This is a genomic window from Psychrobacter sp. DWR1-2-3 (assembly GCF_049896465.1).
In the GTDB taxonomy this organism is placed as follows: domain Bacteria; phylum Pseudomonadota; class Gammaproteobacteria; order Pseudomonadales; family Moraxellaceae; genus Psychrobacter; species Psychrobacter maritimus.
Window position 1 is genome coordinate 186,939 of record NZ_JAFCUJ010000002.1, and the last position, 15,745, is coordinate 202,683.

The 15,745-nt window shown below is 44.2% G+C and carries 9 protein-coding genes; 1 reads left to right on the forward strand and 8 read right to left on the reverse strand.

The genetic code is table 11. From position 1 onward, the window contains the following. The first annotated feature begins 5 nt into the window (after positions 1 to 5). Positions 6 to 848, forward strand: a complete 843-nt coding sequence (locus tag ACP7AA_RS04055; RefSeq protein WP_281491576.1) for a symmetrical bis(5'-nucleosyl)-tetraphosphatase — start codon at positions 6 to 8, stop codon at positions 846 to 848. A gap of 117 nt (positions 849 to 965) precedes the next feature. On the opposite strand, the gene ACP7AA_RS04060 is transcribed toward ACP7AA_RS04055, so the two are convergent. The 8 genes from ACP7AA_RS04060 to ACP7AA_RS04095 form a co-directional block, all read right to left on the reverse strand. Next, the gene (locus ACP7AA_RS04060; protein ID WP_281491575.1) at positions 966 to 3,446 is read right to left on the reverse strand and encodes a site-specific recombinase; all 2,481 of its coding nucleotides are present in this window, start codon (positions 3,444 to 3,446) and stop codon (positions 966 to 968) included. A 490-nt stretch (positions 3,447 to 3,936) separates the two neighbouring features. Next, positions 3,937 to 5,721 carry an acyl-CoA dehydrogenase C-terminal domain-containing protein gene (locus ACP7AA_RS04065; RefSeq protein ID WP_426222738.1) on the reverse strand — a complete coding sequence of 595 codons (1,785 nt, stop codon included), beginning with the start codon at positions 5,719 to 5,721 and terminating at the stop codon, positions 3,937 to 3,939. Between the two features lie 416 nt (positions 5,722 to 6,137). Continuing rightward, positions 6,138 to 7,931, reverse strand: coding sequence for an acyl-CoA dehydrogenase C-terminal domain-containing protein (locus ACP7AA_RS04070; RefSeq protein ID WP_201564969.1), 1,794 nt, complete (start codon positions 7,929 to 7,931; stop codon positions 6,138 to 6,140). A gap of 349 nt (positions 7,932 to 8,280) precedes the next feature. Continuing rightward, the gene (locus ACP7AA_RS04075; RefSeq protein ID WP_426222739.1) at positions 8,281 to 10,005 is read right to left on the reverse strand and encodes an EAL domain-containing protein; all 1,725 of its coding nucleotides are present in this window, start codon (positions 10,003 to 10,005) and stop codon (positions 8,281 to 8,283) included. A gap of 63 nt (positions 10,006 to 10,068) precedes the next feature. After that, the gene (locus tag ACP7AA_RS04080) at positions 10,069 to 10,983 is read right to left on the reverse strand and encodes a 16S rRNA (uracil(1498)-N(3))-methyltransferase (protein ID WP_426222740.1); all 915 of its coding nucleotides are present in this window, start codon (positions 10,981 to 10,983) and stop codon (positions 10,069 to 10,071) included. Between the two features lie 174 nt (positions 10,984 to 11,157). Continuing rightward, entirely contained in the window at positions 11,158 to 12,006 is an 849-nt protein-coding gene (locus ACP7AA_RS04085) for a methylenetetrahydrofolate reductase (protein WP_201619309.1), read from the reverse strand. A 13-nt stretch (positions 12,007 to 12,019) separates the two neighbouring features. Beyond that, complete coding sequence (ahcY, locus tag ACP7AA_RS04090; RefSeq protein ID WP_426222741.1) at positions 12,020 to 13,444, reverse strand: adenosylhomocysteinase; 1,425 nt, start codon at positions 13,442 to 13,444, stop codon at positions 12,020 to 12,022. A 357-nt stretch (positions 13,445 to 13,801) separates the two neighbouring features. Further along, positions 13,802 to 15,670 carry a TonB-dependent receptor gene (locus tag ACP7AA_RS04095; protein ID WP_413501074.1) on the reverse strand — a complete coding sequence of 623 codons (1,869 nt, stop codon included), beginning with the start codon at positions 15,668 to 15,670 and terminating at the stop codon, positions 13,802 to 13,804. Positions 15,671 to 15,745 lie beyond the last annotated feature (75 nt).

A 15,745-nucleotide genomic window follows, 5' to 3' on the forward strand; every position in this document is an offset into this window, starting at 1 on the left:
GGTTTATGATTTTTCGCCATCAGTATGTTATCGGTGACTTGCAGGGTTGCTATGAGGCATACCTGCAATTACTGGAAACCTTGGATTTTGACCCTGCGCAAGACAAGCTATGGTTTGCAGGTGACTTGGTGGCACGCGGTGAAGACTCGTTAAGTACCTTACGTCATGTGAAAGCGCTATGTGAACAAGGGGCTGCGGCAACGGTATTGGGCAATCACGATATCAATTTAATTGCGGTTTGGCGTGGGGCGACGTCCATTAAGAAAAAAGACAAGACGGCAGCTATTCTTGCGGCCGATGATTGTGATGAATTGCTTGAATGGCTACGTCATCAGCCAATATTGGTTTTTCCTGATGAACAGACGGTATTGGTACATGCTGGCATTCCACCGCATTGGACGATTGAAACGGCAGCAAACTATGCGCAGCAGTTAGAGGCGCAGCTACAAGGCAGTTTAAAACAGCTCGATCGTTTATTGCCAAATCTATATAGCAAAACAGCCGATGAGTGGCATGCGGGTATTAATGGTTTTACCAAAATGCGCGCAATTACCAATTATTTCACGCGTATGCGTCTATGCAAACAAGATGGCACGCTTGAATTTAGTTTTGCAGCAGGGTTAGAAGAGCCGATGCCAAAAGGATTTTTACCTTGGTTTGAATGGCAAGTACCGCGCACGCGCAAGATTTTGTTTGGTCATTGGGCAGCGCTTAAAGCTGAGGTTGATTTGCCGTATGCGCGCGCACTTGATGGTGGCTGTGTTTGGGGCAATCATCTATTGGCTTATCGCTTGGGCGATGGCAAAACCATCACCTCAAGCGCGCATTGCTTACTGCCAGAATCATAATCTTAGTTATATAGCCTATATACAGGGTGTTTTTTTTGGATAGTTACCTAAAGAAAACGTCGAATCAATAACCAAGCCCGCAGCCAAATAACTACCTAAGCCACCAAGACCCTCCCATTAACTGGGTAGGTTTGGTGGTTTTTTTGGTTTAGGCAGTGGTGTTTTGGCATCGCCCGCAGCTTTACTTTCAGGATTGCTATCATCATTAGTATATTGAATGCTTGCCTGATGCTCTTCATTCAATGCATTGTGCGCTTTATCGTATTGAATATCATTGCTATAAGGAACGCTATTAAGCTCCGCATCTAGCAGTCCATCATCGAGGTCAATGGTTTTTTTAGTGCTGATATGATTGGTGGTGCTGTGAGCTTCACGACTTGTGATCGCTGCGTCAAGGTCACCATTTGATATATTATTATCGTAATCTATATCGGTGACAGCCTGTTCATTTTGCATGCTTTTTTGCTTAGATTTAGGCAAGATTTTGACATCAGACAAACGGCGCACAACATAATTGTTATGGATGGGCTGTCCGCCTTTATGGGCACTGGTATCATCAAAAATCATATGTCCTTGACTGTCAATTCGAGCGTATTTCATAGGCTTATCGCGCGGCCAGATAAAGTCAGAAGGATGGGTAAGCAGGTGACTAAAGAGTTGCTTGGTTAAACGGCTCCACTCCATAAATTTGACTTCTTTAGAGCGTAGTGCCACAAATAAGGCCAGCGAAAAGCTTACCATTAAGTTGACCATACCGATAAGGGCAACGCCCAAGATGGAGATAAATACAATCTGCCAATCCCATTGGTTGGCGGATATATTAAACAATCCATGTGCTAGATTTGCTGAGGCAAAGGCAATATGGCGAATATCAATCGGTAAGCCAAATAAGAAGCCGATGGTTGCCGTACTGCCTAAGAATACCCCAAATAAGAAGTTCCCCATAATAGCGCCGAGGTTGGCTTCGATAAAGCCGCCTAAACGCTGCAACCAAGCTTTCGGTAATAAATATTGCAGTAGCCGATGGCGCTGAATACGGGCGCCAATTTGATTGTAGACCGCCAGATTATCATAGTATCCAGCGATTAGACCGGATAAAAATAAATACACGCCAGCGATAGCTGCATGGGGTAGTGCCAGTGAATGAAACGGGTCAAGATCATGCAATAAGTGCGCAGCCTTATCGGTATTGATCATCGGTGCGCCGGTATAATGTAACCAAGCAAAAGAGATAATCAGGGCAACGGGTATTGCTACCATGACGTTACCCATAATCGCGACAAACTGGGTACGTAAAATATCGACCACCAATTCTGATAACTTATTTAACTGGTGCGATTTTTTGCCAGAACCATCCGATATGGTAGAGGCGATTGCTGCTGCCGTCATAGCGGGCTGCTTGGTCGCGACCGTACCATGGACGATATGAATAAAAACAAAACCCAAACCATAAATCATGCTATTGATAAAGGCGCGTCCCATCGGTGCAAGCGCCAGATGGTACGCCAATATCTTAGTGGTCGCCATAAAAGCAATGATAAAGCCACCGATAGAGGCCTTTTTAAACATCTTCTGATAACCGGATTTATCGGTACTAATATAATGCTCACCAACGCGGCTCGCGTTTTCGGTGACTTTACGCGACAGCAGCTTGGTATTATTATCAATCAGATAACCAATACTATAGCGGCGGCTAGCGGTGGTAATCAGCGCTTGAATCAGCTCAATGATGGCCTGATCGCGCTTATCATAATTGTCTGCCACCAGCTCAGTTAAGATGCGCATGCGCTGCAAACTTTGATCCAAACGGAGCATCATATTGGTCAAGCGGATAGAGATACCGGTTTTATAAATGCGCTTACGTATGGTGGCAACGATATCTTCGCATTGCTCAATCATGACCAGTAATGGCGCTGGATCCACGGCTTTTTCAGGAATGATATCGGTTAGGGTGTCAAGCTCATGCGCTTCGCGGTACTGATTGACATACAAGACCGCTTCTTGATTTTGTGCCACAAATGACGCTGAATAATTCAGCATTTGCGGATAAAATTCCATCAAATCTGGATGCAAACCAATGCCGCTGATACGATACGATAAAATGATAATCGCGTTTAAGATGCTGTTTTTTGCCGTCGCGACTAAGTTTAAATGCTGTTCATTGACTTTGAGTAGCCCGACCAGCTCATCCCATTTGTCCTTGTCGATATGGGCAAGCCAGCGCTCATCAGAACGTTTATCGAATAAATAACCAACCAATTCTACGACGGAGTCTTCTTGTGGCAACAGTGGTAAGAAACGATGACCGACAAGGCGGCGCAGACTATTAAAAAATCCCTGATCTGACATGATGCCAGTATCGGTATATAAAGCAATTTGACGATATTCAATAATAAGCTTTAAGACAAAACTTGATAGCCCGTCGCCATATTCTGGATGTTGACGTATGACCTCAATCAACTCTTGAATATTCTGATTGGCCAAAGCCGGCTCTTTATCACTCACTCGTAGCTCATCGATTAAGCGCTTGAGTACCGCAGGATCTGGCACATCACTTAAGGCAGTAATCTGTTGTAAAATGTGTTTTATCTCTGACACATCGCATCCCTTATGGTGGTTATTTCAATCATTGTTATTATTCAGTCTGTGCAACGATATATTTTATTTGAAACCTTTTCTTCTCATGCTTGTCGGAATTATCACTGTTGCGATATATGTCCCTATGAATTGACCGCTTGTTAATTTGCAGGGTATAAATTTAGAGTGTATTGATTTTCAGATGTTGCTTTATAGGCATTGCTTTATAGGTATCAGGAATATTCTTATTAAGCGCAATACGTTTGGCGTTGCGTTATTTTAATCGTAACGACACGTGGGCGGTTAATTATTTTGTTAGCAGTTATTGTGCTGCAGATTGTGCCGCTCATGCTGTCGATTGTTGTGTAAGTGGCAGCTTCGATTATTACTTTGATTATTGCTTCGATGCTTTTGCTTACTGGGACGATATTTTTGGCAAAAAAAGGGACAGTAGCGTGACTGTCCCTTTTATCATAGTGCGGTAGGCTTACTTTATTATAAAAGTAAAAAATTAGCTAGCAGGTACATCAAAGTAATTTAGATCAAAGTTCATCATTGGATCACTACCGGCTTTAACCATCTGTGCATGAGCATCGATACGTGGCAAGATACGACCAACGAAATAATCGGCAAGCTTGGCTTTATTGGTGTAGAAATCACCTTCTTTACCGTTAGCGGCTTCGACCATCAAGGCAAACATATACGAGTAGGCAAGATAACCAAAGGCATGCATGTAGTCAACCGCACAGCCGTTGATTTCGCTCTTGCGCTCACCGATGTTGTTTAACACAGTGGTGGTTAGATCTTCGATGGTATCAGCTGCGTCTAGCGTCGCTTGCTTGATACCATGATCCGCTTGCATATTTTTGACAAAATCACGAATCTCACCTAAGAAATGAGTGACGTATTTGCCATTATTTTTCGCCACTTTACGACCTAGTAGGTCAAGCGCTTGAATACCGTTGGTGCCTTCATAAATCTGGGCAATACGAGTATCACGAACGATTTGCTCCATACCCCATTCGCGGATATAGCCGTGACCGCCAAATACTTGCTGGCAATCAATGGTCGCTTCTAATGCTTTATCGGTCAAGAACGCTTTGGCAACTGGCGTCAGTAGGGCAACGCGCGCTGCTGCTGCTTGAGCGGCTTCAGGATCGGTACTAAATTTCTCTTGATCAAGGTTTTTGGCAACATACATCGCAAAACAACGTGACGCTTCAGTATTGGCTTTAGCATTTAACAGCATGCGACGTACATCGGCATGATGAATGATGGCATCGGCTGGTTTTTCTGGGCTTTGAATTTGCGTGTCGCTACGGCCTTGACCTCGGTCATTAGCATATAAAGCAGCGTTTTGATAAGCAAGCTCAGAACCACCTAGGCCCTGTAGACCCATAGTCACACGCTCATAGTTCATCATAATGAACATTGAAGACAGACCGGTGTTTTCTGCACCAACCATCCAGCCTTTGGCGTTGTCAAAGTTCATCACACAAGTTGCAGAGGCTTTGATGCCCATTTTGTGCTCAATAGAGCCAACTGCTAAAGTGTTGCGCTCACCTAAGCTACCATCTTCATTAACCAAGAATTTTGGCACAACAAATAACGAGATGCCTTTTGAGCCTTCTGGCGCATTTGGGGTTTTTGCCAATACCAAATGAATGATGTTTTCGGTTAGGTCATGCTCACCGCCAGTGATAAAGATTTTGGTACCAGAGATATCATAGCTACCGTCATCGTTAGGCACCGCTTTGGTTTTGATGATACCCAAGTCAGTACCAGCATGCGGCTCGGTCAAGCACATGGTACCTGCCCATTCACCGTTGTACATTTTCTCTAAGTAAGTTTGCTTTTGCTCTTCAGACGCTGCCGCATTTAGGCAAAGTGTCGCGCCAACAGTTAGGTTTGGATAGAGGGCAAATGACTGGTTGGCCGTGAAGACCATCTCTTCAGTCAGCATGGTGACCATTTTTGGAAAACCTTGACCACCGTATTCAGAGTTACCGCTTAAGCCAACCCAACCTGATTCTGCATACTGCTTATACGCCTCTTTAAAACCAGTCGGGGTGGTCACAACGCCATTACCTTCAAAGGTTGCGCCTTCTTCATCACCGCTACGGTTGATAGGCAATAACACGTTTTTTGACAGTTTTGCCATTTCTTCCAAAATCATATCGACGGTTTCCATGTCAACATGAGCAAGGTTTTCGTTATTTTGCCAAAATTCATGGGCTTTAAAAACGTCAGTTAAAATAAAGCGCATGTCGTTAAGAGGGGCATTATAAACAGCCATAAACATTCCTTTGGTTCAAATGAATAAAAGTAAGTGGGTCGAAAATATCGCGTTGTTCTTTTGGGTGGCACATAAGCATAGATAGCTAAAGTTTAGCAAATTAGCGTATCGAGAGGGGGTTTTCTTCGTGAATTGTGCGTACACCAAAAATAGTTTAATGGGCAGAGTCGCTGTTTTGTCTGCGTCAATTTTTAGTCAAAAAATCAGTTTGGTAGATTAGCTAAGAAAATCGGCAACACACCTAAGTATGTTGCCGATAGGACCTACATATTAACATCTACATCAACGCCGCTTTATTGTATAACACCTAAGCAATAAAAATAGCTTTAATCTATTTATTACTCATACAAGCATTATTAATTACAGCGTCGTCAATTTCCGCAAAAACTAGCCGTGTTAATTACTAGCCGTTTTCATTAAAAGGCAAATTGATCAACGTCCATCGTCATGTACGGCTCAACACCAGTGCTGATGCGCTGTACGTGTGTGGTGGTACGTGGCAACAACTTCGCAAAGTAGAATTGTGCGGTTTTTACTTTGGCATCGTAGAATGCTTGCTCGCTGCTACCATTAGCGATTTCAGTTTGTGCAACTAATGCCATACGAGCCCATAAGTAAGCTAGGGTCACATAACCGCTGAAGTATAAGTAATCAACAGCCGCGCCGCCAACTGCATCAGGGTTTTCAGTCGCTTGCATGCCGATACGGGCAGTCAAATCGCTCCACTCTTTAAGATGCTTGGCAAGTGGGCGGATAAACTGACCCATCGCGTCATTTTCTTTATTTTCTTCGCAGAATGTTTGGATAATTTTGATAAAGTTGGCAAGCAGTTTACCTTGTGAACCCAATACTTTACGACCTAGTAGGTCGAGCGCTTGGATTTCAGTGGTACCTTCGTATAAGCAAGCGATACGCGTATCACGGACGTTTTGTTCCATGCCCCATTCGCTGATAAAGCCATGACCACCATAAACTTGCACGCCATGGTTGGCGGCTTCTAGACCAGTCTCAGTCAAGAATGCTTTAGCAATCGGCGTCAATAGTGACAGCATTTGGTCAGCAAACTTCAGGTTATCGCCTTCGCCCTTTGCCACGGTATCCGCAAAATGTGAGAGATAATAAACCAAGGCGCGACCGCCTTCTGCAAAGGCTTTTTCGGTCAATAGCATGTTACGAACGGCTGGATGCACAATGATAGGGTCAGCGACTTTTTCTGGCGCTTTAGCACCTGATAGTGAGCGCATCGCTAGACGGTCTTTGGCATAAGTTAGCGAGCCTTGGAACGCATACTCTGCAGCCGTTAAGCCTTGAACTGCTGTACCAATACGGGCCACGTTCATAAAGGTAAACATGCACTGTAGACCACGGTTTTCTGGGCCAATGAGGTAACCTTTGGCGCCATCGAAGTTCATTACACAAGTCGCTGAGGCTTTGATACCCATTTTGTGCTCGATAGAACCACAAACCACGCTATTCTTTTCGCCTAGGCTGTTGTCTTCGTTGACCAATATCTTAGGAACGATAAACAACGAGATGCCTTTGGTGCCAGCTGGTGCGCCTGGTAAGCGAGCCAAACAGATATGAATAATGTTGTCAGTTAAATCATGCTCACCGGCTGAGATAAAGATTTTCTGACCGGTAATGCTATAACTGCCATCATCGTTAGGTACGGCTTTGGTGCGGATAATACCCAAATCAGAACCTGCATGTGCTTCAGTCAAGCACATGGTACCTGACCATTCACCGGTGACCATTTTTTCTAGGTAGGTTTGTTTTTGCTCATCCGTACCATGGTGTTCGATAGTTTGGATAGCGCCATGCGATAGGCCGGGGTACATAGAGAATGACCAGTTCGCGGTACCAACCATCTCATTGATGACCGTTGATAATGAGAACGGCATGTTTTGACCACCGAATTCTTCTTCGGCAGACAAGGCTGGGAAGCCAAGCTCACAATAGGCTTTATACGCTTCTTTAAAACCTTTTGGCGTGGTAACAGTGCCGTTGTCAAATTTACAGCCTTCAGCATCACCGCTTTGGTTCAATGGTGACAGCTCATTTTCAGCAAAGCTTGCCGCCATCTCAAACAGACTGTCCATCAACTCACGATCCGCTTCTTGGAACGCCGGCAAGGTTTTATAGTGACTTTCGCTGTCAAGTAACTCATGCATCACGAATTGGATATCACGTAGGGGCGCTTTATATTGCATAACTTCCTGTCCTTTTTTAAGGTGCGACCGGCAGTAAGGCGGCGACTATCATTGACTGTGATTAGTTAAGTCTGAGTCGCCAGCCAATTACTGGTATGAAATCTGTCTGTATAAATAACAAACAATGACACCGATCATATGAAATAGATTGAGAAGAGTAAAAAGAATTATGACTGTATTCGTAAATTCTTGGTAAAAGATAGGCGTTCAGTGGCAAATATACAAGTTTGGTGACAATACTGATAAGTCATCAACCTGTCTTGCATCCTATATATCATCGACCTTACAGAATAAAACGACTCGCAATAACTCTATGAAAATGTTATCAATCTACTTTTATGGGACAGTATTAAGAAGGATTGTTTTTGGACAAATGTTGCTGCGTTAATAGCACGGTTGCTTGCTCAGCCGTCATAGGTTTACCAAACCAATAGCCTTGCCCGTACTGGCAACCCATGTCTAAGAGTAAATCACGCTGCTGCTCGGTTTCGATGCCTTCGGCGATAACCTGCATATCAAGCGCCTCCGCTAAATCCAAAATCGCTTTGACAATCGCGCGCTGTGTACGGTCATCTGTGATTTTGGAGATAAAGCTTTTATCAATTTTAATAAAGTCAAAAGGGTACTCTTGCAAGTAACTCAATGAGGCATAACCGGTACCAAAGTCATCAAGAGCCAGACAGATGCCGAGCTCCTTGAGTAAGTTAAGCTGCTTTTTAACATTGGCATGGCGCTGTATTAAAGAAGATTCTGTCACTTCAATATGCAGTTGGTGGGCGGCAATATCATGCTCTACTAGTAAGTTACTGACCATGTCAAAAAAATCAGGATGGCTAAATTCGGCGGCATCAGCATTGATACAGATGTGTTGATCAAAGCCCAAACCTTGCCAAATTGTTAGCTGCTCGGCGATTTGAACCGCCATTTGCGAAAATAACTCAAGCGATAGTTTATGAGAAATGATGGCATCAATAAAATCAATGGGTTTTAGCAAACCGCGGCTAGGGTGTTGCCAGCGTACTAACGCCTCAAAACCGGTAATCATGCCTGTGTCTAAGGCAAATTTAGGTTGATAGTAGGGTACAAATTGCCCTGCATTGGTGGCAGCTCTCAGCTCAGATTCTAGCTGTATATTATGCGCATTGACCTCATTTATGGCTTTATGATACCAACAGACATCATCGCCACCCTGCTGTTTGACATAATTCAAGGCTTTTTCGGCTTTGGTCAACAGGCCGATAAATTCATTACCATTTTCAGGAAAATAGCTTACCCCGACAGAGATATGGCAATAGACCTCGGTGCCTTTTGCCGTATTGCCATTTAAGAAGAAAGGGCGTTCGCACATTTGCATTAAGCTGTCTAACTGATGGCGCACCATATTGGCATCATTACATTCAAACAATAAGGCAAAGTCATCACCGCCGAAATGGGAAAAACAGCGTAAATTATCAAGCTCAAGCTCAGTAATACGTAAGACGAAGTTTTCTACCAAGGTATTGATAGCATCCGGTCCCAATAGACTGGCAAGGTTGCGATAACGGTCAATGTTTAGGCGTACCACGACCACTTCTTGATAGCTGTCCAACAACAATTCACTGGTTTGACTTAAAAACACTTTACGGTTCGGTAGTCCGGTCAGCTGGTCATAATTCAGCAGGTGCACCACCTTTTTTCTGTTTTTAGCAAGCGTCGCCATATCACGAATGGTGCCGACGTAATAAGGGGTTTCTTCTAGATAAATTTTGCGGTAGGTGATATGGCAGTCGATGACTTGCCCGTAGCGGTTTGCCATTGAAAAGTCAATTTCACAAAATCCTGTACTGTCCAAGCTGTTAATCAGGTTTTTGAGCACTGCCTGTTCATCTTCTGACAAAAATTCAGCAGCATATATCCCAAGCGGACGCCCAAGCAAAAAATTTTCTGTATAGCCAAGCATCAGCTCATAGTTAGCATTGACGGATAAATAGCGTAATTTTTCGTCCAATATGAATATGGCGTCTTCAAATTGCTCGCACAATTTGACCAATAGTTGCTGTTTATCTGATATTGGCATAGGGGTGAATGCGCTCATAATGGACTCATAACATCGAAATTAAATAATAAATGGGCTTGGTAATGGTGAACAGTTTGGCCACTATTGATTTAAAGCATGCATAGTTGCCAATGCCGACAATGTCGCCAGTGCAACCACGGGCGCGGTTTCGGTACGCAGAACCCGTGGGCCAATTTGCCAAGGTGCAAAACCCACATCCGCAGCTTTGGCGCATTCATCAGCGCTAAGCCCGCCTTCAGGTCCGATTAATAATTCGATATAAGGCGCATGTTGCTTTAAGACGACGGGGAGCGTCTCAGGCATCAGGGGTTGTCCTGCTGCTGGGACACTCAGTTGCAGGCGCAAATCTGCTGGCTGCTGTAATACTTGATAATAGGCATCTTTACTCAGCTCAGCCACCATAGGGCTGACGACCATTTCTTTTTCGTTTGCTTTTTCGCTAGCTGCTACATTTAATAGCCAGTCATCAATCGATAATGGCGCGATAATAAGGGGCGGGCGATTCAGGCCGCATTGCTCACAGGCGGTGATGGCGACTTGCTGCCACTGTGCCAGTTTTTTCTCTACTTGGGCAGGTTTTAGATTGACCTCGCCATGATGGCTGCTCAGCAATTGAATGGCAGTCACACCAAGCTCAGTGGATTTTTGAATGGCGTAATCCATTCGCTCACCGCGACTTATGACCAGTCCAATTTTCGTCAATACAGCGGCATTGCGGTCAGTATCTACATGAGCCAATAACGTTGCAGTGGCGTGTTTTTTGCTGATGGTTTGTAGCTGTACCTGATATTCACCGCCGAAACCGTCAAACAAAATCCCTTTATCGCCAATATTAGCGCGTAATACACGGCACCAATGATGGACGATACTTTCGGTTAATTCGACGCTGGCACCGATAGGCAAGGTGCTAAGCTGAGGGTAGGTTGCAGCCTTTTCATTTTCATTGGTAACGTCATTACTAATGTTGTTATCGGTGGCATAAAAGAAACGTCGCAAAATTACTTATTCCTATAATAGGTGTCATGATATATTTTCAATATCTTAGCAGAATATCATTTGAGTGGGTAAAGGGATTGTCACTAATGGAACTCGCATAACTGCAATTCCTATACCAAAAAAGACTGGCGCTCCTAGGAACGCCAGTCATTAAACAATACATTCGATAAGTATTTAAGCAATCAAGCCTAAGGCTTCGACCAAGCGCTTGTTTGGCTCAACCTTATTCATGCTATAAAAATGTATGGCAGGTACGCCCTCGCTAATTAAACGCTCACATAAACGATAAACGATATCAAAGCCGAACTCACGAATGGCGGTGCGGTCATCACCAAAATCCGCCAAGCGTTTACGCACATAACGTGGAATATCAGCGCCACAGCTATCGGCAAAGCGTACTAGATTACTAGAGTTAGTAATCGGCATAATACCGGCTACCAATGGCTGTGCAACCGTATCAATACCGCGTTTTTCTAAGGTATCACGCAGATACAAATAGCTATCGGCGTTATAGAAAAACTGGGTAATTGACGCATTGGCACCCGCTCGGTATTTATTCACCAAGTTGTCAACATCAAACTCAAAGCTGCGCGCTTGTGGATGCATCTCAGGATAGGCTGCGACCTCGATACGGAAGTGATCGCCTGAGTATTCACGGATAAACTTAACCAAGTCTAACGCAAATGGCAGCTCGCCCATACCAACCTGACCTGATGGCAAATCACCACGCAGGGCGACCAAGCGTGTGATGCCTAAGCTCTTATAAAGGTCGAGCAACTCAGCGATTTCCGCTTTGTCATCACCAATACAAGACATATGCGGCGCAATATCAGTGTCACCGCGCGCGCACAAAGCTTGAACGATATCTAAAGTGCGGCTACGGGTTGAACCACCCGCACCGTAGGTCACTGAAAAGTAAGCAGGTGATAGCTTATTTAACTCATCATAAGTGCTGAGGAGCTTTTCGTGTCCTTGCTCGGTTTTAGCTGGAAAAAACTCAAAGGAGAAAGCAGGCTTAGTCACAGTCTGGCTCCTATTAGTATTTATAAGCGTCAGGCTTAAATGGACCTTCGACAGGTACGCCTAAATACTCCGCTTGTTTTTCAGTCAGCTTAGTTAGCGTACCGTTAAAACCAGCAACCATCGCCGCAGCCACTTCTTCGTCTAGCTTTTTCGGTAAGACTTTAACGTATAAGTTGTCATTGCGCTTATCTGCTGGCAAGTCAGCGAATTTTTCTTCGAACAGATACATTTGCGCCAATACTTGGTTGGCAAATGAGCCGTCCATTACGCGCGATGGGTGACCGGTTGCATTACCCAAGTTCACTAAACGACCTTCAGCAAGCAGGATTAAATAATCGTTTTCGTCGTCTGAGCGGAAGATTTGATGCACTTGTGGCTTAATCTCAACCCAGCGCCAGTTATCACGCATAAATTGGGTATCGATTTCGGTGTCAAAGTGACCGATATTACAAACGACAGCACCTGGTTTAAGAGCCGCTAGCATATGTCTGTCACAAACATGGTAGTTACCGGTAGTGGTGACAATCATATCTGTATCTTCAAGCAGACGGGTGTTGATGTTTTCTGCGCCGCCAGTGTTGTCGCCATTGATATACGGTGACAATACTTCAAAACCATCCATACATGCCTGCATGGCACAGATAGGATCGACTTCTGAGACACGGACAATCATGCCTTCTTGACGTAAGCTTTGCGTAGAGCCTTTACCCACATCACCATAACCGATAACTAAGGCGCGGCGACCTGCAAGGAACATGTCGGTAGCACGTTTGATAGCGTCGTTTAAGCTATGACGGCAGCCGTATTTGTTGTCATTTTTAGACTTGGTAACCGCATCGTTAACGTTGATAGCCGGTACTTTTAGCGTACCTTTATTGAGCATCTCAACCAAGCGATGGACGCCTGTAGTCGTCTCTTCAGAGATACCATGGATGTTATCAAGCAGCTCTGCATAATCATTATGAATCAACGCAGTTAAATCACCGCCGTCATCTAAGATTAGGTTTGCATCCCAAAGCTGACCTGATGCTTCACCGCCAACGTGGATTTGTTGACGCAAGCACCACTCGTACTCTTCTTCGGTTTCGCCTTTCCAAGCGTAAACAGAGATACCAGCAGCAGCAATAGCAGCAGCAGCATGGTCTTGGGTTGAGAAGATGTTACATGATGTCCAGCGTACTTCAGCACCTAGCGCGACTAATGTCTCGATAAGGACCGCAGTCTGGATGGTCATATGGATACAGCCAGCGATTTTCGCGCCTTTAAGCGGTTGATCGGCTTCGTAGCGACGACGCAACCCCATTAGGGCAGGCATTTCGGCTTCAGCAAGGGAGATTTCACGGCGACCATAATCAGCAAGGCTGATGTCGGCGACTTTATAGTCAGTGAAAGAGGGATCGATCGTATGGGCAGATGGGGTGTTAGACACTGCGTCCATAATATGCTCCTATCAGTGGTTAAGGTATGATAAAAAGAATAAAAACGCAGGTGCCGTTATTTACGCTGTCAATAATCAGTGAAATGATTATTCAACAGTTACCGAGCCTAACATGACGAATTAATCAGCGTAGCTTTGATTAAAATCTCAACGCAGCTGTCAATTCATATGGCGCAACACCTCTCGGAGGTCGTTATTGTAATAGATGAATCTGCGATTGTCACCTATTGGACAACATAAATATTAGGCAGCATCGGCATAAGTGATTTTGCTTTTTTGGTAGGCACAAAAAAAGGCCATCGTTAGATGACCTTTTATAATTAGACAAACACTAAATTTTACGCTATTAAAATCAGCTTAGAACCAGTTATAAGTTAAAGAGCCGAAATAGCTGGTGCCTTCTGTGGCGTACTCATTACCGAATTGACTGGCAAGGGTATATTCCTCGTCAGTAATATTATCTATACGCAAGTTAGCGCGAAGTTTAGGCGTAATATAGGCGCTGCCACTTAAATTAAGCAAGGTGTAGCTATCAAGTTTATTGTTTTCGGCCGTGACTCTATCATCAGTATGTTTGGCTTCAAGGCGAACATCGAACATCGGTTGCTGATAACCAATGTAAATCATACCGCTGTTTTTAGGACGATAAGCAAGCTGTTGATTATAGCTTGTGCTATTTGCCGTTTTGTCCTTCGCATCTAAGTAGTCATAACCAAGACCAAATATAAAAGCATTCATATTCCAGTCTGAGGTTAAACTCAATCCTTTGATTTTCGCTTCACTGATATTTGCCGCATTAGAAATTAGGTCTTCTGCATCGGTGTAATAGCCTGTCAGTCTTGAGGTCTGAGCGTCATTAGCATATTCAACGAATACTTCTGTGTTCTCTGTTCTTTCGGGTTTTAGGTTGGGGTTGCTAAAACCAGGCCAGTATAAGTCATTAAACGTTGGTACACGAAAACCTGTGGCATAGTTGGCACCAATTCGCATGCCAGCCAACGGGCGTATAGCTGCTCCTAAATTGTAGGTGCTCTCATTACCGTATTGAGAGTTGTCATCTACACGATAGTTGGCTTGTAGGTCGTAATAAGACTCTGACAATTGATAGCCAACAAAAGCACTTTTAACGGTTCTGTCGTCAGGGTCATAAGCGGTTTGAACAGGAGGAGTGGTGTCAGGGTAAGGTGGATAGACTAAAACATCTGAGGCGTCTAATTTTTGTGATAACCATTCTGCGCCAACGATAACAGTACCAGGCTGCGCGTTAATACTGGTCTCTAAGCGTGCTTGCTCTTGCGTGGTATCGAACTGACTACCTTGTTGATAGTTAATAGAGTTGGCATCATGAGAAGTGGCTTTATCAACACTTTGTCCATAGCTAAGTTTGCTGACCGTTAAAGGCGTTTTGTATTGAAGATAAGCATTTGCACTGCCATTTTTTTGATCTGAATAGGCATTTGGAAACGCGTTTCCTGCTGAGTCAATGTCGGTAGTTGAGTCGGTATACAAGGCACTTATTCCCGCGCTTAGCGAGTCTGATAGCTTATGCTGCAATGCCAAACTGGCATTGGTAGATTTGAAACCATCATCGTCCGCATTGTAATCGTAGGAATTGGCATTAGCAATCGCGTTAAAACCGTCTGTTTCGTTGCGACTGACACCTAAGCTCAATGATGAGGTTTCATTTTTAAGCTGACCCGTTACGCCAACTTGGTAATGATCATTACTGCCATAACCAACAGTCGTAGAAACATTGGATTTTTCTACATTATTGCCCTTGGTGAAGATTTGAATGACCCCGCCCATGGCATCAGAACCATAAATACTAGAGCCTGAGGCACCATATAAAATTTCGATACGATCAATTTGGTCGGCGGATAATAGGTTTAGAGATGGGCTGCCCAAAGAGATAGAACCATATCGTATACCATCGATAAGCACTAATACTTGCTTACTATCAAAGCCGCGCATATAAAAATTACTGGCTGTGCCCATGCCACCACTTTGAATAATGTTTATACCAGGCTGATTCTTCAATATATCAGTAACTGTCTGACCCTGATAACGTTGTAGCTCTTCTTTATCAATCACCCGAGTTTGGGCAATGACATTACTTGTTTTAGTTGGCGTACGTGTGGCTGTGACGACGATTTTATCAAGCTCAACTTGTGGCAGCTTGCTATCGTCAATAGCGCTACTGTCAGCAGTCGCGGCTGTAGCACTCATGGCAAATATGCCTAAAGCACTTAAGATACACAACCGAAGATAGGTGGTCGAAGATGAACGGGATAAAGCCATATT